General features: G+C 70.6%; 12 protein-coding genes. 6 read left to right on the forward strand and 6 right to left on the reverse strand.

Annotation, left to right across the window (positions count from 1 at the left end):
* The first annotated feature begins 2 nt into the window (after positions 1-2).
* Positions 3-833, forward strand: a complete 831-nt coding sequence (locus tag OG272_RS19495) for an ABC transporter ATP-binding protein (protein WP_405896039.1) — start codon at positions 3-5, stop codon at positions 831-833.
* 37 nt (positions 834-870) lie between these two features.
* Here OG272_RS19495 and OG272_RS19500 read toward each other — a convergent pair whose 3' ends face one another.
* Entirely contained in the window at positions 871-1,962 is a 1,092-nt protein-coding gene (locus OG272_RS19500; RefSeq protein ID WP_405894227.1) for a glycosyltransferase, read from the reverse strand.
* A complete protein-coding gene (locus tag OG272_RS19505; RefSeq protein WP_327729433.1) occupies positions 1,959-4,877 on the reverse strand; it encodes a bifunctional glycosyltransferase family 2 protein/CDP-glycerol:glycerophosphate glycerophosphotransferase in 2,919 nt (972 codons plus the stop codon). The genes OG272_RS19500 and OG272_RS19505 overlap by 4 nt, the downstream gene beginning before the upstream one ends.
* 155 nt (positions 4,878-5,032) lie before the next feature.
* Between OG272_RS19505 and OG272_RS19510 the strand changes: the two genes are divergently transcribed.
* Positions 5,033-6,076 (forward strand): serine/threonine-protein kinase, encoded by a 1,044-nt coding sequence (locus tag OG272_RS19510; RefSeq protein WP_326582374.1) that lies wholly within the window; start codon positions 5,033-5,035, stop codon positions 6,074-6,076.
* 229 nt (positions 6,077-6,305) lie between these two features.
* Positions 6,306-8,135 (forward strand): serine/threonine-protein kinase, encoded by a 1,830-nt coding sequence (locus OG272_RS19515; RefSeq protein WP_405896040.1) that lies wholly within the window; start codon positions 6,306-6,308, stop codon positions 8,133-8,135.
* A gap of 74 nt (positions 8,136-8,209) precedes the next feature.
* Here the strand turns inward: OG272_RS19515 and OG272_RS19520 are convergent, their stop codons facing one another.
* A complete protein-coding gene (locus tag OG272_RS19520) occupies positions 8,210-13,183 on the reverse strand; it encodes an NAD-glutamate dehydrogenase (RefSeq protein ID WP_405894229.1) in 4,974 nt (1,657 codons plus the stop codon).
* 639 nt (positions 13,184-13,822) lie between these two features.
* On the opposite strand from OG272_RS19520, the gene OG272_RS19525 reads away from it, so the two are divergent.
* On the forward strand, positions 13,823-14,389 hold the full coding sequence (locus OG272_RS19525; protein ID WP_326582371.1) for a DJ-1/PfpI family protein: 567 nt from the start codon (positions 13,823-13,825) through the stop codon (positions 14,387-14,389).
* Positions 14,390-14,408: 19 nt separating this feature from the next.
* Here OG272_RS19525 and OG272_RS19530 read toward each other — a convergent pair whose 3' ends face one another.
* Positions 14,409-15,077 (reverse strand): HAD family hydrolase, encoded by a 669-nt coding sequence (locus OG272_RS19530; RefSeq protein ID WP_327729429.1) that lies wholly within the window; start codon positions 15,075-15,077, stop codon positions 14,409-14,411.
* A 533-nt stretch (positions 15,078-15,610) separates the two neighbouring features.
* Positions 15,611-16,126: a DUF6912 family protein gene (locus OG272_RS19535; protein ID WP_326582368.1), complete on the reverse strand. Its 516-nt coding sequence runs from the start codon at positions 16,124-16,126 to the stop codon at positions 15,611-15,613.
* Positions 16,127-16,498: 372 nt separating this feature from the next.
* On the opposite strand from OG272_RS19535, the gene OG272_RS19540 reads away from it, so the two are divergent.
* Positions 16,499-17,020: an Rv3235 family protein gene (locus tag OG272_RS19540; RefSeq protein ID WP_327729427.1), complete on the forward strand. Its 522-nt coding sequence runs from the start codon at positions 16,499-16,501 to the stop codon at positions 17,018-17,020.
* Positions 17,021-17,421: 401 nt separating this feature from the next.
* On the opposite strand, the gene secA is transcribed toward OG272_RS19540, so the two are convergent.
* On the reverse strand, positions 17,422-20,268 hold the full coding sequence (gene secA, locus OG272_RS19545) for a preprotein translocase subunit SecA (protein ID WP_326582366.1): 2,847 nt from the start codon (positions 20,266-20,268) through the stop codon (positions 17,422-17,424).
* Positions 20,269-20,568: 300 nt separating this feature from the next.
* On the opposite strand from secA, the gene OG272_RS19550 reads away from it, so the two are divergent.
* A complete protein-coding gene (locus tag OG272_RS19550) occupies positions 20,569-21,138 on the forward strand; it encodes a GNAT family N-acetyltransferase (RefSeq protein ID WP_405894233.1) in 570 nt (189 codons plus the stop codon).
* Positions 21,139-21,489 lie beyond the last annotated feature (351 nt).

Raw genomic sequence — 21,489 nt, forward strand, 5'->3', positions numbered from 1 at the left:
CGATCACCCCCACCGTTCCGGGCGCGCGGCAGGAGGCGGGCCGGGCCGGCACCGCCGCCGAGCCCATCCCCACCGTCGTCGTCGACTCCGTCGACATCGTCTACCGCGTCAACGGAACCGGGGCCGGGCGCGGGACCGCCACCGCCGCGCTCAACCGGATCCTGCGGCGGAAGAAGACCGAGAAGGCGGCCGGTGTGCGCACGGTGCACGCCGTGCGGAACGTGTCCTTCACCGCGTACCGGGGCGAGGCCATCGGGCTCATCGGCACCAACGGCTCCGGCAAGTCGACCCTCCTCAAGGCCGTCGCCGGACTCCTCCCGGTCGAGAACGGTCGCATCTACACCGACGGCCAGCCCTCCCTGCTCGGCGTCAACGCGGCCCTGATGAACGACCTCACCGGTGAGCGGAACGTCCACCTCGGTGGGCTCGCCATGGGCATGTCCCGGGAGCAGGTCAAGGAGCGGTACGAGGAGATCGTCGACTTCTCGGGCATCAACGAGAAGGGCGACTTCATCACGCTGCCCATGCGTACGTACTCCTCCGGCATGGCGGCCCGGCTGCGGTTCTCCATCGCCGCCGCCAAGGACCACGACGTGCTGCTGATCGACGAGGCCCTGGCGACCGGCGACCGCTCCTTCCAGAAGCGGTCCGAGGCGCGCATCCGCGAGCTGCGCAAGCACGCGGGCACGGTGTTCCTCGTCAGCCACAACAACAAGTCGATCCGGGACACGTGCGATCGGGTGCTGTGGCTCGAGCGCGGGGAACTCCGTCTGGACGGGCCGACGGACGACGTGCTGAAGGAGTACGAGAAGTTCACCGGCGGGAAGAAGTAGCGCCGAAAGCCGAAAGCCGAAAGGGCCCCAGGAGGCGCTACCTCTCCAGGAAGCTGAACAACGCCTCCCACCTGTCCACGATCTCCGCCGTCCCGTAGCGGCGGATGTTCTGCCTCGCCCGGTCGCCCATGCGGTCGCGCAAGGTCTTGTCGGTCATCAACAGGTCCAGCTTGCGGGCCAGTTCGCCGGTGTTGCCGGGGGCGACGAGCAGGCCGTCCTCCCCGTCCCGCACGATCTCGTGGACGCCGGGTGCGCAGTCGAAGGCGACACAGGGGACGCCCATGGCCATGGCTTCCATCAGGGCGAGGGGGAAGCCTTCGCCCCGGGAGGAGAGGGCGAAGACGGAGCCGCCGCGCAGGGCGCCCGGTACGTCGTGCGTACGGCCCATCCAGGACACCGAGTCGTCGAGGCCCAGGGCCGTGCACTGCTTGCGCAGGAGGTCCTCGTCCTCGCCGGAGCCGTAGACGAGCAGCGTCCAGTCGGGGTGGCGGGGGGCCACCTCGGCCCATGTGTCGAGGAGCATGTCGACACCCTTCTCGTCGCTGAGCCGGCCGATGCTGACGACGGCCTTCCCGGTGCGCGGCGAGGGCACCTCCGGCACCCACGGCACGGCGTTGGGCAGGTACGAGGCGTTGTCGAGGCCCTCGCCGATCCACAGGTCGGCGTCCTCGCGGGTGAGGACGAGCATCCGGTCGACGTCCCGGTAGTGCTTCAGCACCCGCCTGAAGCGCGAGGAGCGGCGCGAGGTCTCGAAGGACTCGTGGCTCATCCCGATGACGGTCAGACCGGCGGTGTCGGCGAGCCCGACCCACTCCATCGCCCACACCTGGGTCACGATGACGACCCCGCCGGGGCGCGCGGCCCGGAACAGACCGCTCAGCACGGCGGCCTTGTCCCGCCTGCTCGCGTCCCGCGCCCGGCCGGGGCCCGGCGGCTGCCCGTCGTACAACCTGGTGGTGGGGTACGGGAGTTCGCCGAGGTCGTGCGGGTCCTCGGGGGTGGTGACGCCGATGACGTGGACGCGGTGGCCGCGCTCGGTGAGGAGGCGGGCCAGGTGATGGGACCAGCTGGTCACTCCGCCCGTCTCGTCCACGCTGTTGGACACCAGGAAGACGTCCCGCCCGGTCACTTGTGCCTCCACTCGGAGAAGAACTGGTCGACGACGCTCTGGGCCGCCGTCCCCTTGTCGTACTCGCCGAAGTCGGCCGTGAACCGCTCCCGCGCGGCGGCGTACTTGAGCGTCTGCTCCTCCAGCGGCATCGACCGCAGGACGGAAGTCAGCTCGTCCTCCGTGCGCACGATCGGGCCCGGCGCCCGTTCGAGGAGGTCGAAGTAGGTGCCCCGGCCCTCGTGCACGTACTCCTCGTAGTCGTACGTGAAGAAGAGCATCGGGCGGTCCAGCAGCGCGTAGTCGAACATCACCGACGAGTAGTCCGTGATCAGGGCGTCCGCGAGAGCGAGGACGGGGCTCACGTCGTGGTGGGCCGAGACGTCGATGACGCGGCCCCGGACCGACGGCGGGAGCACGACGTGGTTGAGGTAGTGGGCGCGGACGAGGAGGACGTACTCGTCGCCGAACGTCTCGGCGAAGCGCTCCACGTCGAAGGGGAGGGTGAAGCGGCGCTGCCCCTGGTGGCGGAAGGTGGGGGCGTAGAGCAGGACCTTCTTGTCCGCCGGGATCGGCGGGATACCCAACTCGGCGGCGAGCGAAGCGCGTTCGGCCGCTGCCCGGGCTCCGTCCCCGCGCGCCCCGCGCGCCTCTCTGGCCCGCACGAGCGCGTCGTTGCGCGGATAGCCCACCCGCAGCAGCACCTTCTCCCGCAGCCGGAAGGCCTTCGCCAGCGTGCGGACGTCGTGCTCGGAGCGGATCAGGAAGTGGTCGAAGCGGTCGAGGGTGCGCTGTTGTTCGGCCTGCTCGGCACGGGTCTTGAGCTTCCAGCCGGACTCGTCGAAGCCCATGCGCTTGAGCGCGGAGCCGTGCCAGGTCTGGAGGTAGGTCGTGCCGGGGCGCTTGGTCAGCTTCAGCGGGAAGCTCTGGTTGTCGATCCAGAACTCGGCGCGGGCCAGCGCCCGCAGATACGGCAGCGACCAGCGGCGCACGAGGGTGGCGTCGGCGGGGAAGCCCTTCGGACGGCCCGTGTACGACCACACCGCCTCGAAGTCGAGACCCTGACGGCGCATCTCCTCGTAGATCGCCCGGGGGCTGTCGCTGTACTGCCGGCCGAGGTGGCTCTCGAACACCACCAGGCGCCGGCGCATGGGCATGCGCTGGAAGACCTCGTGATAAAGGCGGATTTTGGTGTCGCCGGAGGTGGCCTTCTTGCGCAGCGTCTTCGCCTTGCGGTAGCCGGTCTTGGCGAGCCTGCCGGGCGTCCCCTGCAGGCCTCGGGTGACGAGGACGTTGGCCTTCTTGTCGGGGACGAGGCGGAACGCGAGGTGGCCGCGGGCCGAGATCTGCGGCTCGACCCGGTCGGCGACCAGCCGGGTGAGCCGGGGGCGGACCGGCAACGCGCCGGTGGCCAGGCCCGGTTCGGCGGCGGTGAGCCGGCTGGAGGTGCGCTCGCCGTCGACGTCCAGGTGAAGGCGTACGTCCCAGACGGCGTCCACGATGCCGAGCGGACGGAGGGTCCTGGAGATGTCGGCGGTGGCCTGCCAGGACACGTACGGGCCGTCGTGCCGCACGGTCGCCACCGGCACCCGGAAGGTCTGGAAGCGCACACCCGGGCGGCGGGCGTAGAACTCCAGCTCGGCGGTGAGCCGGGCGCCGGGCGGGATGACCCCGAGGGGGTTGGTGACGCGCCCGGCGAGCCGGACGGCGCCCCGGCCCGTCTCCCGGTACTCCGTCAGCTCGTTGCGCAGGAACAGCTTCCCGACCGGCCGGGCGTGGTAGCCGAGTTCGGTGACGTCCAGGATCCGCCGGGCGAACTCCCCCTCCTCCCCCGGGGCGTCCAGGTGCTCGGCGCACCAGTAGATCCGTCCGTCGCGCTCGACGAGCGGCGCGGAGACCTTGTCGCGGTTGGTGAGCGTGTCCACGGCGGGCAGCAGGTTGTCCCAGTCGCTCATCCGCAGGAGGTGGGCGCAGATGGCGTGGATGGGCTCGACCTCGTCGTACGCGGCCGGGTCGATCGACGCCAGGTAGGCGCGGGCCAGCCCGGCGAACTCCTGGCGGTAGGCCGCGTCCCGGAACGGCAGGTCACGCAGGTGCAGCACCAGGTCGTGCTTGAGGAACTTGACGTCCTTGTGGAACTTCAGCTCCCGCATCCCCTGGTCGGCGAGGAGCCGGTCCACCCGGCGGTGGATCTCCATGCGGTGCGCGAAGTTGGCGATCTCGGCCCGCCGGTTGCTGATCGACTTGGACTCCGTCCTCTCGACGACGTTCCAGTCGTAGACCCGGTTCGGGATCAGGGTGATCCGGCGGGCGGCCGCGTAGGCCTGGGCGGAGAAGAAGAGGTCCTCGTAGTGGATGCCGACGGGGAACTCCAGGCGGTTGTCGACCAGGAAGTCACGGCGGTAGCACTTGTTGGTGGACAGGGTGTCGTAGACCAGCAGGTCGGGCAGCTCGGAGACCGAGTCGAGGGTACGGGTGCGGGCGTACAGCCACGGGTACCACTTGACCTCCTTCCGGGTGCGCGTGTCCACGTGGACGCGGACGCAGAGACCGGAGACGAGGTCGGCGCCGGTGCTCTCGGCGGCCTCCAGCATGTTCCGGCAGGCGTTGCGCTCCAGGACGTCGTCGCTGTCGAGGAAGAGGACGTACTCACCGCGGGTCTCACGGATGCCCTGGTTGCGGGGCGCGCCGCAGCCGCCGCTGTTCCCGGGGAGCCGGTAGGCGCGTACGCGGTCCGGGTGCTCGGCGGCGAGGCGGGCGGCCACCTCGTACGAGCCGTCCGTGCTGTGGTCGTCGACGATCACGACCTCGACGCTCCGCAGCGTCTGCTCCAGTACCGAGCGGACGGCCGTGGGCAGCCTGGCCTCGTCGTTGTAGACGATCACGACGACGGATACGGCGGGTCGCTGGTCCACGTCCGCGTTCACCCCATTCATCCGGTTTCACCACTGCTTCTACCCTCTATAGACCCTGGTGCGGTTGAGGGCCACTTGGGTAGATGTCCGCGACGGTGCACGGGTTGCCTCATCCGCCACCGGGGGACGCCCGCCGCGATACGCTCCGGAGACAGGCTGAGCGGAGGGGGCGGTCGATGCGCGGGGTGGTACCTGAGCCGCTGCGGACGGAGGATCCGCGGGAGATCGCCGGGTATCCGCTGTACGCCCGGATCGGCGAGGGCGGCATGGGCACCGTCTATCTCTCCCGCAGCCGGGGCGGCCAGCCGGTCGCGCTGAAACTGGTCCGTCCGGAGTACGCCGACAGCCCCGCCTTCCGTGAGCGGTTCGCCCGCGAGGTGGCCGCCGGGCGCCGGGTCTCCGGCTACCACCTGGTGCCGATCGTCGACCACGACGCCGGCGCGGAGCGCCCCTGGCTCGCCACGCACTACGTCCCGGGCGTCCCCCTCGACCAGGCCCTGGAGACCCACGGCCCGCTCCCCGTCCCCACCGTCCTGCAGCTGCTGGCCTGCGCCGCCTACGCGCTGGACGCCGTGCACACCGCCGGGGTGATCCACCGCGACGTCAAGCCCGCCAACCTGCTGCTCGCCGCGGACGGGCCCTGGCTGCTCGACTTCGGTATCGCCCGGGCGGCGGGCGCGGCCACCCTCACCACCGCCGGACGCCTCATCGGCACCCCGCGCTACATGTCCCCCGAGCACGCCCTCGGCCGCCGGGTCACCTCCGCGTCCGACGTCTTCGCGCTCGGCCTGATCGCCGCGGTCGCCGCCACGGGACACCACCCGTACGGCCGCGGCAACCCCCTGGCCATCGCGACCCGCATCGCCGCCACCGACATCGCCCCGCCCACCCTGGACGGCATCGACCGCCCGCTCCTGGACGTCATCCGCCGCTGTCTCACCGCCGACCCGGCGGCCCGCCCCTCCGCCGCCGCCGTCGCCGAACACTGCGCCGGCGCGGCCCGCCGGGACGTCCGCGACTTCGGCTCCTGGCTACCGGCCCCCTTCGCCACGTCGGTGGCCATCATCGAAACGGCCTTCCGCGCCCTGTCGTTGACGGAGGCCCCGACGACACCGGCCCCACGGCTCTCGGAAGCGCCGACGGCCCGTCAACTCCCGTCGACGGCCCCGATCACCGTGCGGGACGAGGAGTGGCGCAGGAGAGTGCGCCGGGAACCGTAGGCCGAGGTCCGTTGTCCGTACCACTGTGGGCAGTCGTTCCGCAAGGCGGAACGGGTGGGCACAGCCAACAGCCGCCGGACGCCCTATAAGCTCTGGTCCCGCCCAACAAGAGCCCAACAGTGCACAGGAGTTGCGCACCGTACCGGGGGAGGCTCCCATCAGCAGCAGCACTGGCGACATCCTGAGCCCTCTGGGACCGCAGGACCCACGAGAGACCGCCGGATACCACCTGCACGCCCGCATCGGCGAGGGCGGCATGGGCACGGTCTATCTGTCGCACACCCGCGGCGGCCAGCCCGTCGCCCTGAAGGTCATCCGCCGCGAATACGGCCAGGACCCCGACTTCCGCCGCCGTTTCGAGCAGGAGGTCCAGGCGGCCCGCCGCGTGCAGGGCTACCACATCGTCCCGGTCGTCGACCACGACACCACCGGCGAACTCCCCTGGCTGGCGTCGGCGTTCATCGCGGGCATCCCCCTGCACGACGCCCTCGTCGCCTTCGGACCGCTCCCCCTGCCCGCCGTCTTCCAGCTCGTCGGCTGCGCGGCCCGCGCCCTCACCTCCATCCACGCGGCCGGCGTCATCCACCGCGACCTCAAGCCCAGCAACATCCTGCTGGGCTCGCAGGGCCCGTACGTCATCGACTTCGGCATCGCCCGCGCCGCCGACGCCACCCACCTCACGCAGTCCGGCGGCCTGATCGGCACCCCGCAGTACATGTCGCCGGAGCACGCCCTCGGCGAGCCGGTCACCCCGGCCACCGACGTCTTCTCGCTCGGCCTGATCGCCGCCGTCGCGGCCACCGGACGCCACCCGTACGGCGACGGCGGCGCCATCACCATCGCCGCGCAGATCGCCAACACGGCCCAGCGTCCGCCGAAGCTCGACGGGTACGACGAGCGGCTGCGGCCCCTGCTGGAGCGCTGCCTGACCGCCGAGCCGGCGGACCGCATCGGCACCGAGGAACTGGCCGCGCTCTGCCAGGAGTCGGCGGGCCGAGGCATCGGAGACTTCACCGGCTGGCTGCCGCAGCCCCTCACCGCCGAGATCGCCCGCCGCGAGCACTCCGCCCGGACCCCGCCCCAGCCGACGGCGCCCCAGATGCCCGCGGCACCTCCGGTGGCGCCCCCGGCCGGTCCCGCGACCATCGCCCCGACGCCTCCCGCCGCACCGCCGCACAACCCGGCGGAGCAGGGCACCACCCAGGGCGTACCGCAGGCGGCCCCGACGCCCCCACCGACCGGCTTCGGCCCCCCGGCACAGGGCCAGGCCCCGGCTCCCGGCTACGGCTACCCGCCCCCGGCCACCGACACCTACCACCTCACCCCGCAGCCCCCGGCACCCGCACCGGCCGCTCCCAAGAAGAGCCGCCGCGGCCTGAAGGCGGCCCTCGTCGCCCTGGCCCTCGTGCTCGTGGCCGGCTCGGGCGCGGCGGCCGCCGTGTATGTGCTGGACGAGAAGGACGACAGCAACGCCACGGCGAACAGCACGAAGGACAGCGGCAAGGACGAGGACGGCGACAAGGCGGCCTCGACGCCGACCCCGACCGAGTCCGCCGCCGACTCCGGCGCCGGCTCCGACGGCGAGGACGGCGGCGGGGACGGGACGACCCCGAGCGGGTCCCCCACCATCCCCGAGAACGCCCGGTACACGGCCCTCTTCGAAGGCAAGGCCTTCACCCTCCGCACCCCCACCGGCTCGGACTACGTCAACGTCGACTTCGACAAGCCCGAGGTCGACACCGAGGACGCGATGGCCGACGACCTGAAAGACATGTACCTGAACAACAGCTACTGGTACTTCGAGACGACGATGGGCAAGAGCGTCGGCGCCACGCCCCAGGAGTGCGCCGAAGGCACGGGAACGAACGTCCTGCCCTCGACCCTGGACTCCGAGGACTTCGGCGATCAGGCGGAGATCGACGAGGGCACCAGGCTCTGCACGGTCACCACATCCGGCAACCTCGCCATGTACGAGATCACCGCGCTGACGCCGGGCGACTACAGCTGGGAAGTCCCCACGGTCCAGGGCAAGCTGACGCTCTGGAAGATCACCGACTAGCCCAGCCCGCCACCGCACACGAAGGGGGCGCCCCACAACCGTGGGGCGCCCCCTTCGCCGTACCGCCTGCCGCTCTACGAGTGGCTGCGCAGCAGCGTCCTCATCGTCCGCATCGCCACCGACAGGTTGGCGAGGTCGAACGCGTCGGAGCTCTGGATGTCCTCCAGGGTCGTGCGGGCCCGGCCCAGGAGCGCCGCGTTCTTCTGCTCCCACACCTTGAAGCGCTCCTCGGGTGTGGAGGTGCCGTTGCCCGCGGAGAGGACCTCGGCGGTGAGAGACGCGTGGGCCGCGTACAGGTCCTCGCGGATCGCCGCGCGGGCCATGGACTGCCAGCGGTCGGCGCGCGGCAGCTCGATGATGCGGTCCATGAGCTGGGTGATGCGCAGCCGGTCGGCGAGGTCGTAGTACACCTCGGCGACCTCCATCGGCGTCCGGCCGACCCGGTCGGCGGCGGCGACGATGTCGAGCGTGGGGAAGGCCGAGGAGAAGCCCGCGACGCGCGTGGCCAGCTCCTCCGGGACCCCGGCGCCCGTCAGCTCGTCGTAGATCTTCTGGTACCACTCCAGGTCCGCGCCGCGCAGCAGCTTGGGCAGCTCGCCCCAGACCAGGTGCACGTCCTCCTTGAAGAAGGCGATGGTCCCGCTGAGCTCCAGCGGCTGCGGCCGGTTGTTGAGCAGCCAGCGCGTACCGCGCTCGACGAGGCGGCGGGAGTGCAGCCGGATCCGGGTCTGGACGGCCGCGTCCACCTTGTTGTCCAGCGCCTCGACGCCGTCCCACACCGCGGCCGACCCGAAGATCGCGCGGGACGCGGTCTGCGCCCGGACGATCTCCTCCAGCGAGGCCCCGGTCTCCTCCCGCAGCCGGTGCAGGAAGCTCGTACCGCCCGTGTTGACCGTGTCGTTGACCAGCAGGGTCGTGACGATCTCGCGGCTCAGCGGGTGGCTGTCGATGCGCTCGGGGAACCGCTCGCCCAGCGCGGCCGGGAAGTACGCGTGCAGTAGCTTGCGCAGGTAGGCGTCGTCCGGCAGCGAGGTGTGCAGCAGTTCGTCGGCGACCGTGATCTTCGTGTAGGCGAGGAGGACGGCCGTCTCGGGGCCGGTGAGGCCCTGTCCGGTGCCCAGGCGCTCGCGGATCTGCCGGTCGGTGGGCAGGAATTCGAGCGCCCGGTCGAGGTGGCCCTCACGGACCAAGTGGCGCATGAAGCGCTGCTGGGCGTGGAGCATGTCCTTGGACTGGGCGAGGGCGTTGGCGATCGCCGTGTTCTGCGCGTAGTTGTTGCGCAGGACGAGCCGGCCGACCTCGTCGGTCATCTCGGCGAGCAGCCTGTTGCGCTGCTTGACCGTCATGTCGCCGTCCCGGACCAGGCCGTTGAGCAGGATCTTGATGTTCACCTCGTGGTCGGAGGTGTCCACGCCCGCGCTGTTGTCGATGGCGTCGGTGTTGACCCGCCCGCCCTTCTGCGCGAACTCGATCCGGCCCAGCTGGGTCAGGCCGAGGTTGCCGCCCTCGCCGACGACCTGGACGCGCAGGTCGGCGCCGTCGACCCGGATCGCGTCGTTGGCCTTGTCGCCGACATCGGTGTGCGACTCGGCCGAGGACTTGACGTACGTGCCGATGCCGCCGTTCCACAGCAGGTCGACCGGTGCCTTGAGGATCGCCCTCATCAGGTCGGCCGGGGTCATCTTGGAGATCTTCTCCTCGATGCCGAGCACGTCCCGGATGTGGCCGTTGATCGGGATCGCCTTGGCGGTGCGCGGGAAGACGCCGCCGCCGGTGGAGATCAGATCGGTGTCGTAGTCGGCCCAGCTGGAGCGGGGCAGCTCGAACACGCGACGGCGCTCGGCGTACGAGGTGGCCGCGTCCGGGTTCGGGTCGATGAAGATGTGCCGGTGGTCGAAGGCGGCGACCAGCCGGATGTGCTCGCTCAGCAGCATGCCGTTGCCGAACACGTCACCGGACATGTCACCGATGCCGACGACCGTGAAGTCCTCGGACTGCGTGTCCACCCCCAGCTCCCGGAAGTGCCGCTTCACCGACTCCCAGGCACCACGCGCGGTGATGCCCATGCCCTTGTGGTCGTAGCCGGCGCTGCCGCCGGAGGCGAAGGCGTCCCCGAGCCAGAAGTTGTAGTTCTCGGCGACCCCGTTGGCGATGTCGGAGAAGGTCGCGGTGCCCTTGTCGGCGGCGACGACGAGATAGGTGTCGTCCTCGTCGTGCCGTACGACGTCGGCGGGCGGCACGACCTCGCCGGCGACCATGTTGTCGGTGATGTCGAGCAGCGCGGAGATGAAGGTCTTGTAGCTCCGGATGCCCTCGGCCAGCCACGCGTCCCGGTCCACCGACGGATCGGGCAGCTGCTTGGCGACGAAGCCGCCCTTGGCGCCGACCGGCACGATGACGGTGTTCTTGACCATCTGCGCCTTGACCAGGCCCAGAATCTCGGTCCGGAAGTCCTCCCGCCGGTCCGACCAGCGCAGACCACCGCGGGCGACCTTCCCGAACCGCAGGTGCACGCCCTCGACCCGCGGCGAGTACACCCAGATCTCGTACGCCGGTCGCGGCGCCGGCAGGTCGGGGATGGCCTGCGGGTCGAACTTCATGGAGACGTAGTCGTGCGGCTTGCCGCCGCTCGCCTCCTGGAAGAAGTTCGTGCGCAGCGTCGCCTTGATGACGGTCAGGAACGACCGCAGGATCCGGTCCTCGTCGAGGCTCGCCACCTGGTCGAGCGCCGCGTCGACCTCCTCGAGCAGCGCGTCGACGATCTCGCGGCCCGCCCGCTGCCGGTCCGGCGACATCCGCGCCTCGAACAGCGACACGAGCAGCCGGGTGGTGTGGACGTTGTCGCGGAGGGTGTCCTCCATGTAGTCCTGGCTGAAGGTGGACCCGGCCTGCCGCAGGTACTTGGCGTACGCGCGCAGCACCATGGCCTGCCGCCAGGTGAGGCCCGCGCTCAGCACGAGCGCGTTGAACCCGTCGTTCTCGGCCTGTCCGGTCCAGGTGGCGGCGAAGGTCTCCTGCACCCGCTCCCGGGCGTCGTCCCCGCCGTAGTCCACACTCCCGGCCTGCGGCTTGGGCATGCGCAGCCCGAAGTCGTAGATCCACGCCGTCGTCCGGTCCGCGCAGCGCAGCTCGTAGGGCCGCTCGTCGATGACTTCGACGCCGATGCGGTTGAGGACGGGCAGCACCGCGGAGAGCGAGACGGAGCCGCCCTTGCGGTAGATCTTGAAGCGACGCTCGTCGGGCGCGGCGCCCACCGGCTCGTACAGGCTGAGCTCGAAGTCCTCGTCCTGGTCGAGCGCTTCGAGGCGGACGAGGTCCGCGACGGCCGAGCGGGGGTTGTGGTCGGCCTTGTACCCCTCGGGGATCGCGTTGCCGTACTTGCGCAGCATCTCGGCGGCGCGCTCCTCGCCGACCTCGGCGTTGAGCGCCTCGGCGAACCCGTCCGACCAGGACCGGGCGGCCTCGACCAGCTTGGCCTCGATGCGGTCCTTGTCGGCGTCGCTGAGGTGCGGCAGTTCGGTGCCGGGCTGGACGCGGACCACGAAGTGCAGCCGGGAGAGGATCGACTCGGTGTTCCAGGCGGTGAAGTCGACGCTGATGCCGCCCAGTTCCTCCTTCAGGATGTCGATGATCCTGAGGCGTACGCCGGTGGTGTAGCGGTCGCGCGGGAGGTACACGAGGGCGGAGTAGTAGCGCCCGTACTCGTCCTGGCGGAGGTAGAGCCGCAGCCGCCGGCGCTCCTGCAGATAGAGCACGGAGGTGACGATGGAGCGCAGCTCGTCGGCCGAGGTCTGGAACAGTTCGTCGCGCGGGTAGGTCTCCAGGATCTGGAGCAGGTCGCGCCCGTCGTGGCTGTTGGGCGAGAATCCGGCGCCCCTCAGGACGTCGTCGACCTTGCGGCGGACGACGGGCACCCGGCGCACGGACTCGGTGTAGGCGGCCGAGGAGAACAGTCCGAGGAAGCGCCGCTCACCGACCACGTTCCCCTCGGCGTCGAACTTCTTCACGCCCACGTAGTCGAGGTAGGACGGCCGGTGGACGGTGGCCCGGCTGTTGGCCTTCGTCAGGACGAGGAGCTTGTGCTCACGGGCCTTGGCGCGGGCGTCGGCGGGCAGCCGTTCGAAGGAGGAGCTGACGGGGTGCTGGTCGTGCCCGGCGTGGTGCGGGTCGGAGCGCAGGATGCCCAGCCCGGTGCCCGCGACGGCGGACAGCGAGTCGTCCTCGCGCAGCTCGTACTCGCGGTACCCGAGGAAGGTGAAGTGGTCGTCGGCGAGCCAGCGCAGCAGCTCGCGGGCCTCCTCCACGTCCTGGTCGCGCAGGTCGTCGGCGGTGTGCTCGGCGGGCAGCCCGTCGGCGATCCGGACCGCCGCGTCCCGCATCTTCTCCCAGTCCTCGACGGCCTCGCGGACGTCGGACAGGACACGGAGCAGATCGTTGTTGATCTGCTTGAGGTCCGCCCGGTCGGTCTCGCGGTCCATCTCGACGTGGATCCAGGACTCGATGTGCGCGTCGTGCGGCAGCGTCTCACCGGCTGCCACGGCGGCGGACGCCGCGGCGACGGCGGCCGGTTCGATGATCAGCTCGACGAGCTTGCCGGTGACGTCCCGTCGTACGACGACCTGCGGATGGATGACGACGTGGATGCCGCGTCCCTGCCGTGACAGCTCATTGGTCACGGAGTCGACGAGGAAGGGCATGTCGTCGGTGACGACCTCGACGACGGAGTGGCTGCACGTCCAGCCGTTCTCCTCGACGGTCGGGGTGTGGACCCGTACGTTGGCCGTGCCCTGGGGGCGGTTCTCGGCCAGCCGGTAGTGGGAGTGGGCGGCTCCGAAGACGTCGACCGGGTCGCGGCCGCTCAGGTCCTCCGGGGCGGTGTGCAGGTAGTAGCGCTGGAGGAACGCGAGCACGGTCTCGTGGTCCGGTTCGCCGGACGTACTCTCGCTCGTCGTCCCAGTCGGTAGATACCCCCCGACCGGGCTGTTCTCAGCTACCCGGGCGGCCCGTTCGAGCAGCTCGGCCTTGGCTTCGTCCAGCTTGGTCTGCATTGTCCTCTGGCTCCTGTCGCGCGCCGTTGCGTGACGTAGAAGGAAGTACGAACTCGTCCCCTCCGACGCGCCACCACGACACGGGGTGTCCGGTCTGCTTCGACGCTATGCCGCAGGGTGAGATGAGCGGGGGGTAATCAGCCATTCTCGGCACCCGGCAGAGGTGTGACGCTGCTCTCGGCGCCGTCCGCCCCATGGGTGCACCCGGCGTCCCGGGAGCCTTCGTGGCTCCCTCCCGCCCGCGAGGACCAGCGACCGCCGCCCGGCCACGGATGTAGTCCGTGCTCACCGGGCGCAGGGCAGGGACGAAGGCGTCCCCGCGAGCTATCGCGCTGATCACGCCACAAGGCTATCCCTCCGGACGGGGGGCACGTCATGAGCCGTATGTGTACAAAACCGGGGGTCGAACTTTGACGTTCTGCACAGTGCCCATCGCGCACTTTTGAGCTTACCTCCGCGCAACCGAGCTTATACGCGCTTTCACCGCACCCCGAATCCGCACACCCCCTTGGCAAACCCGCACCCCGGATGCACGTTGCCCAGGAAGCCATAGCCTGACGAAGGAAGCCCTGGCGGAGGACGCGCCGACGCCGGCTCGCGCCCGGCCGCGTCCGCCGCACTGCCGAGGGGAGCCCCACCATGACGCCCAAGATCCTCATCGTGACCGGCGACGCGGCGGAGTCGCTGGAGGTCCTGTACCCCTACCAACGCCTCCGCGAGGAGGGGTACGACGTCCACATCGCCGCCCCCAGCCGCAAGAAGCTCCGCTTCGTCGTCCACGACTTCGAACCGGGCTTCGACACCTACACCGAGAAGCCCGGCTACACCTGGCCCGCCGACCTGGCCTTCTCCGAGGTCGACCCCGGCCAGTACGTCGCCGTCGTCGTCCCGGGCGGCCGGGCGCCGGAGTACCTCCGCAACGACCCCGAGCTGCGCAAGATCCTCAAGTCCTTCTTCGACACCGACAAGCCGGTCGCCCAGATCTGCCACGGCCCGCTGCTCACGGCCGCCGTGGACGCGCTGCACGGCCGCCGCGTCACCGCGTACCCGGCCCTCGAACTCGACATGCAGGCCGCCGGCGCCACCTTCCAGGACGCCGAGACCGTCGTCGACGGCACCCTCGTCTCCGCCCGCGCCTGGCCGGACCACTCCCGCTGGATGCGGGAGTTCCTGACCGTGCTGCGGGCGAAGGCGCCGGTGACGTGAGAGGGGAGGGGGGAGGGGGTTACGCCGCCAGCCGCTCGGCCTCGGCGACGGCCTCCTCCAGGGTGTCCACGACGGGCACGCCGACCCCCTCCAGGCTGGCGCGGCCGTGGGAGCCGCCGGTGTAGAGCACGGCCTGCGCCCCCACATGCCGGGCGGCGACCGCGTCATCGGCGGCGTCCCCGATCACGACGGTCCGTCTCGGTTCCACGCCCACGAGCCGGCGCAGATGCCGCACCATGTGCTCGGTCTTGCTGCCCCCGGAGGGACCGGTCCGCCCGTCGACCCGGACGAAATGCGGCTCGATCCCGAACCCCCGGACCAGCGGAACCAGCTCCTCGTGCACATACATGCTGAGGATCGACTGGCTGCGCCCCGCCGAAAGCCAGTCCGTGAGCAGCGCCGGCACGCCTGCGGTCAGCCCACAGGCCACCCGGTGCTCCGCGTAGTACCGATGGAAGACCACGTCCATGGCCTCCCACTCCTCGTCCGTGGGCAGCCGCCCGATCAGCCGCTCGTAGAACTTCGGCACCGGCACGCAGTACAGCTCCCTGTACCGCTCCAAGGTGATCGGCTCGATCCCCAACTCCGCGAACGCCGCGTTCGTCGCCCCGATGATCGCCTCGTTGTCATGGAACAACGTCCCGTTCCAGTCCCAGACGATATGCGCCCCGACTCCGTGCTTCCCCATACCCGAAAAGGTACCCCCCACCACCGACAACCCAACGGGGGCCGCACACCGCCGCCCACGACCAGACCCCGGACCCGACTCCGCACCCGGCCCTTACGGCCAGCCGCGACGACCGCGCCGGCCACCGCGGCCACGGGCAGTCACGGCCGCCACCTCAGCCGCCGCAGCGGCGGCGGCAGCGGCAGCCAAGCGCGACCGCCGCCGCAACTGCGAGCGCCGTCTCAACCGCCGTACCGGCCAGCAGCCGCGAGCGTTGCCGTGGCTGCCGTGGCTGCCGTGGCCGCCGTGGCCGCCGTGGCCGCCGTGGCCGCCGTGGCCGCCGTAGCCGCCGTAGCCGCCGTAGCCGCCGTGGCCGCCGTAGCTGCCGTGGCCGCCGTGGCCGCCGTGGCTGCGGGCAATCGTGCCGCTGGGGCGGCACGGGTGGGCGCAGCGGCACCCGGCGAGCGCCGGTACGCGAAACCCGTCCCCGCCCGGCACCAGCGGAGGGCGCCGCGCACCAACCCCGCCGGAACCCTCGGCCCCGCCGGGGACGCTCAGCCCCCCAACCCCACCAGGTTGGGAATCTCCTGTGTCGCATACCAGAGCAACTCGTGATCGTCCGCCCCGTCCACGATGAACTGCGCGTCGTCATCCCCCTGATCCGCCGCCCCCAGCGCATCCGCGGCCTCCCCCACCTCCCCCTCGGCCTCGAGCGAGTCGACGTGCACAGCCGCGGCCTTGCTCAACGGCACCGGCCCAGCCACCCGCACCTCCCCGAGCGCCACCGGATCGAGCCCCCGGTCGGGGTCGGCCACCGCATCCCGGTCCGCCACATCCACGGCCACGACAACCCTCCGCCGAGCAGCCGTCGGATCCACGGCCACCAGCCGCAACGACGCGAGCGCCGCCCGGTTCAGCGCCGCGTACTCCAACTCCTCGATGTCGTCGGACAGATACCACTCCCGCAGAGCCGGCGTGACGGCGTACGCGACGAACGCCCCCTCCCCCAGCTCACCCGTCTTGTACGCCTCGGCGAGCCCGGGAAGGGTCAGGGGGACGTAGACGCGCATGGCAGGCCGCTTTCGTAGTCGTGATCTCGGAGCGCCTCGGAGCGTTTCGGCGGTTCGTCCGGCGATGCGTTTCGGTTCGTCGCAGAGGTTCCGCGAAGCCTCCGGAGGGCCTTCAGGATACGTGCGGGCGTCCCCTTTCGGGTCCCCGCCCGCCCCTGCGGACGCGTCCACCCCAGGCCCGCCACCTCACCCGGTCCACCCCCGCCCCGCCGGGCCCGACCCCCCTCCCCATCACCCTGATAGGTGAACTTCTCGCGGCCCCCGACAGACCCCCACGCTCCCTTGCGACGACCCCCTCCGGCCTCGTACAAGATCCCCATCACCAAGTTACCGACTGGTACTCGCGGCCTCACCGACGAACGGGGATCTCCGATGAACAAGGTCATGACCAGGACCAAGCGCCACCCCGGCAGCCGCCCACCCGTCCGCCACGACACCCGCCGACCCGGCCGTACGCCGGCCCGCACGACTCCGGGTGGCGGCCGCCTGTCCACGCCCCGGTTCCCGGCCCCCACGCCCCCGGCCCCGGCCCACAGCGGACCCGTCCCCCAGCCCCGCCCCACCGACCGTTTCGCCGACCTCCTCCTCGCCGTCCTCAGCGGCCGCCGCCCCGTCCACAGCATGCTGCGCCACACCGCCGGAAGGGCCTACGACGAACTGGCCTGGCTGGCCGAACGCGGCCCCCTGCGCACCCCTCACGGCGCCCACCCCGTCGTCCGGGACATCGGCTACTACGTGGCCGGCCCGGGCGCCCTGGAGGTCTTCGCCCGCATCGGCGCCGGCGACCGACTCCGCGCCATGGCCTTCCGCCTGGAACACGGCCCCGACCACCGCTGGCGCTGCACGGCGGTGGAACTCGGCGGCCCCAGGCTCCCCCACCCGACCGACGACTGAGCCCCGCCCGCACCCGAAGAACCACCCCACCCGCGCGGCCGTACGTCCTGCCCCCTCAGCACCCGCACACGGCCGCGCCACCCCCGCAGCCGACCAGCCCCCAGCATGCCGTGGCCACTTGCCCGCCATGCCCGACTGCCCACCTGCCCACCTGCCCACGAGCCGCCGTACGCGCCGCCCACCGGCCCACCTGCCCGCCGTACGCGCCTGAACCAACGCCCGGCGTCTGAACCGACGCCCGGCTCGCCCACCCCACCCGCAACGCACGAAGGGCCGGACACCCGAAGGTGCCCGGCCCTGTCACAGCCTCACGGCTCGTGTCTCACCACTCGCCCCAGCGGAGCGCCCTCGCGGAGCGCCCTCGCGGAGCGCCCTCGCGGAGCGCCCTGTAGGGGTGGCCCTCACTTCTTGCGGCGGCGGCTCGTCTTCCCCTGCTGCTTGCGGCGCTCCGCACGGGTGAGGCCGTCGGCCTCGGAGCGGATGGGCTCGTCCTCGGGGAGGTCGCCCTCGACGATGCCGCCGTCGCCGTCGACGGTGGGCGCGGAGAAGTGGAGACGGTCACGGCGCTGCGGTGCCTCCAGACCCTTCGCCCGGATCTCCGGCCGGGACGCACCCGCCTGCGCCGGCACCGCGTCGTTCTTGTCCAGGGACGGCTTCGTGTCCTCGACCGGAACCTCCTCGACCTGCTGCTCGACCTGGACCTCCAGGTTGAACAGATAGCCGACGGACTCCTCCTTGATGCCCTCCATCATGGCGGTGAACATGTCGAAGCCCTCGCGCTGGTACTCGACCAGCGGGTCCTTCTGGGCCATCGCACGCAGACCGATGCCCTCCTGGAGGTAGTCCATCTCGTAGAGGTGCTCGCGCCACTTGCGGTCCAGCACGGAGAGGACGACCCGGCGCTCCAGCTCACGCATGATCTCGGAGCCGAGCTGCGCCTCACGCGCCTGGTACTGCTCGGTGATGTCGTCCTTGATGGACTCGCCGATGAACTCGGCGGTCAGCCCGGCCCGGTCCCCGGCGGCCTCCTCCAGCTCCTCGACGGTGACCTTCACCGGGTAGAGCTGCTTGAAGGCGCCCCACAGCCGGTCGAGGTCCCACTCCTCGGCGAAGCCCTCGGCGGTCTCGGCGGCGATGTACGCGTCGATGGTGTCGTCCATGAAGTGCTGGATCTGCTCCTGCAGGTCCTCGCCCTCCAGGACGCGGCGGCGCTCGCCGTAGATGACCTCGCGCTGCCGGTTGAGAACCTCGTCGTACTTGAGGACGTTCTTCCGGGTCTCGAAGTTCTGCTGCTCGACCTGCGACTGGGCGGAGGCGATCGCGCGGGTGACCATCTTGTTCTCGATCGGGACGTCGTCCGGCACGTTCGCCATGGACATCACGCGCTCGACCATCTGGGCCTTGAAGAGCCGCATCAGGTCGTCGCCCAGGGAGAGGTAGAAGCGGGACTCGCCGGGGTCGCCCTGACGGCCGGAACGACCGCGCAGCTGGTTGTCGATACGACGCGACTCGTGCCGCTCGGTGCCGAGGACGTAGAGCCCGCCGAGCTCCTTGACCTCCTCGAACTCCGCCTTGACCGCTTCCTCGGCCTTCGCGAGGGCCTCGGGCAGGGCGTGGGCCCACTCCTCGATGTGCTCCTCGGGGTCGAGGCCGCGCTGACGCAGCTCCGCCTCGGCGAGGTCGTCGGGGTTGCCGCCGAGCTTGATGTCCGTACCACGGCCGGCCATGTTCGTGGCGACGGTCACGGCGCCCCTGCGGCCGGCCTGGGCGACGATCGTCGCCTCCCGGTCGTGCTGCTTGGCGTTGAGCACCTCGTGCTGGACGCCGCGCTTGCTCAGCTGCTGGGACAGGTACTCGGACTTCTCGACCGACGTCGTACCGACGAGGATCGGCTGGCCCTTCTCGTGCTTCTCGACGATGTCGTCGACGACCGCCTCGAACTTCGCGACCTCGGTGCGGTAGATCAGGTCGGACTGGTCCTTGCGGACCATCGGCCGGTTCGTCGGGATCGGGACGACACCGAGCTTGTAGATCTGGTGGAACTCGGCGGCCTCGGTCATCGCCGTACCGGTCATGCCGGACAGACCGGGCTGTTCCTTGCCGTTGTGGTCGTGGCGCTTGTAGAGGCGGAAGAAGTTCTGCAGGGTGATCGTGGCGAGCGTCTGGTTCTCGTCCTTGATGTCCACCCCTTCCTTCGCCTCGATCGCCTGGTGCATGCCCTCGTTGTAACGGCGGCCGGCGAGGATACGGCCGGTGTGCTCGTCGACGATCATGACTTCGCCGTCCATGACGACGTAGTCCTTGTCCTTCTTGAAGAGCTCCTTGGCCTTGATGGCGTTGTTGAGGTAGCCCACCAGAGGGGTGTTCACCGACTCGTAGAGGTTGTCGATGCCCAGCCAGTCCTCGACCTTGGAGACGCCGGACTCGTGGATGGCGACGGTGCGCTTCTTCTCGTCGACCTCGTAGTCCCCGGTCTCCTCGATGCCCTTGAGGGGGTTGCCGGGCTCGCCCTTCTTCAGGCGCGTGACCAGCTTGGCGAAGTCGCCGTACCACTTGGTGGCCTGGTCGGCCGGGCCGGAGATGATCAGCGGCGTACGGGCCTCGTCGACGAGGATGGAGTCGACCTCGTCGACGATCGCGAAGTTGTGGCCGCGCTGGACGAGCTCGTCCTGGGACCACGCCATGTTGTCGCGGAGGTAGTCGAAGCCGAACTCGTTGTTCGTGCCGTAGGTGATGTCGCACGCGTACTGCTCGCGGCGCTGGGCCGGCGTCATGTTGGCAAGGATGCAGCCGACGCTCAGACCCAGGAACTTGTGGACGCGGCCCATCATCTCGGAGTCGCGCTCGGCCAGGTAGTCGTTGACCGTGATCAGGTGGACACCCTTGCCGGACAACGCGTTCAGATACGCGGGCAGCGTGCCGACGAGGGTCTTGCCCTCACCGGTCTTCATCTCGGCGACATAGCCGAAGTGGAGGGCGGCGCCGCCCATCATCTGCACGTCGTAGTGGCGCTGGCCGAGTGCACGCTTGGCGCCCTCGCGCACGGTGGCGAACGCCTCGGGGAGCAGGTCGTCGAGGGTCTCACCGTCGGCGTACCGCTGCTTGTACTCCTCGGTGAGGGCGCGCAGCTCGGCGTCGGAGAGGTCGACGAAGTCCTCTTCGATGGAGTTGACCTGGTCCGCGATGCGGTGCAGCTTGCGCAGGATTTTGCCTTCGCCTGCACGCATGAGCTTCGAGAGGACGGACACGGGGGCTTGTCTCCTTGCCGGTCGGGCCTGGGACGGTCGGTTTCAATGACAGTTGGCAGTTTTAAATCACAGCTTGAGCAACGGCCATCGTAAGCGAGGACCCCGCCGTGCAGGGAGGTCTGGCAGTGACAGCTACCAGGACAACGGGCGGGCGTTGCGGTTGGTGCCGCGTTCCGTCCACGAAATGCGCGAATTGTGACCGCCTCCTCACGCACCGCGCCCTCGCACCATCTCCCCGCCGTCCACAGAACAGCCTCAATCGGGATGGCGCCCTTCCGCTCCGCCGAGCAGAATCGCCCGATGGAACCCGTCACCCTGACCACCGAGCGCCTGCTGCTGCGCACCGTGGACCGGCGCGACACCGACACGGTGTACGCGGCTGCCCAGGACCCGGACATCCAGCGCTGGACCACGATCCCCTCACCGTACTTGCGTGAGCACGCGAAGGGTTTCGTCGAGCAGGCCGTGCCCGAAGGCTGGGCCACCGCCTCCATGTTCACCTTCGGCCTCTTCCTGGCCTCCGGCGAACTGGCGGGCATGCTCGGCATCACCATGCGCTCCCTCGGCACCGGCGAGATCGGCTTCTGGGCCACCAGGGAGCATCGCCGCAACGGCTACATCACCGAGGCCACCCGCGCCGCCGCCCACTGGTCCTTCACCACCCTCGCCCTCGACCGCCTCGAATGGCGCGCCGAAGTGGGCAACACCGCCTCCCGCTCCGTGGCGGAACACACCGGCTTCACCCTCGAAGGCACCCTCAGATCCGCCCTCAACAACAACGGAGTCCGCCGCGACTGCTGGATAGCCTCCTTGCTCCCCTCAGACCTGGGCCTACCGTCTCCGGCGCCCTATCTACCGGCACGCCGATAACCCATCCCGCTCCGTGACCATGCCATCCGGCATCCGAGCACGGGGCACACCATCCAGCCCGCCCGGCGTTCGAACACGAGGCCGCGCCATCCAGCCCGCCCGGCGTCCGAACACAAGACCACGCCATCCAGCCCGCCCGGCGTTGAGGACGAGGCCGCGCCATCCAGCCCGTCCGGCGTTTGAGGACGAGGCCGAAGGCCGATGGGGGTCTGGGGGCGCAGCCCCCAGGAGGGGCCGGGGTCGAAGGGGCAGCGCCCCTGGGATGGGACGGGTAGGGGCGGCTGGGGCGAAAAAGGCACGGCACCCCACCCGATCCGGGCACCGCACCCGCACCCGCACCGACACCGGCGC

The organism is Streptomyces sp. NBC_00104 (genome assembly GCF_045160825.1).
Taxonomy (GTDB): Bacteria; Actinomycetota; Actinomycetes; order Streptomycetales; family Streptomycetaceae; genus Streptomyces.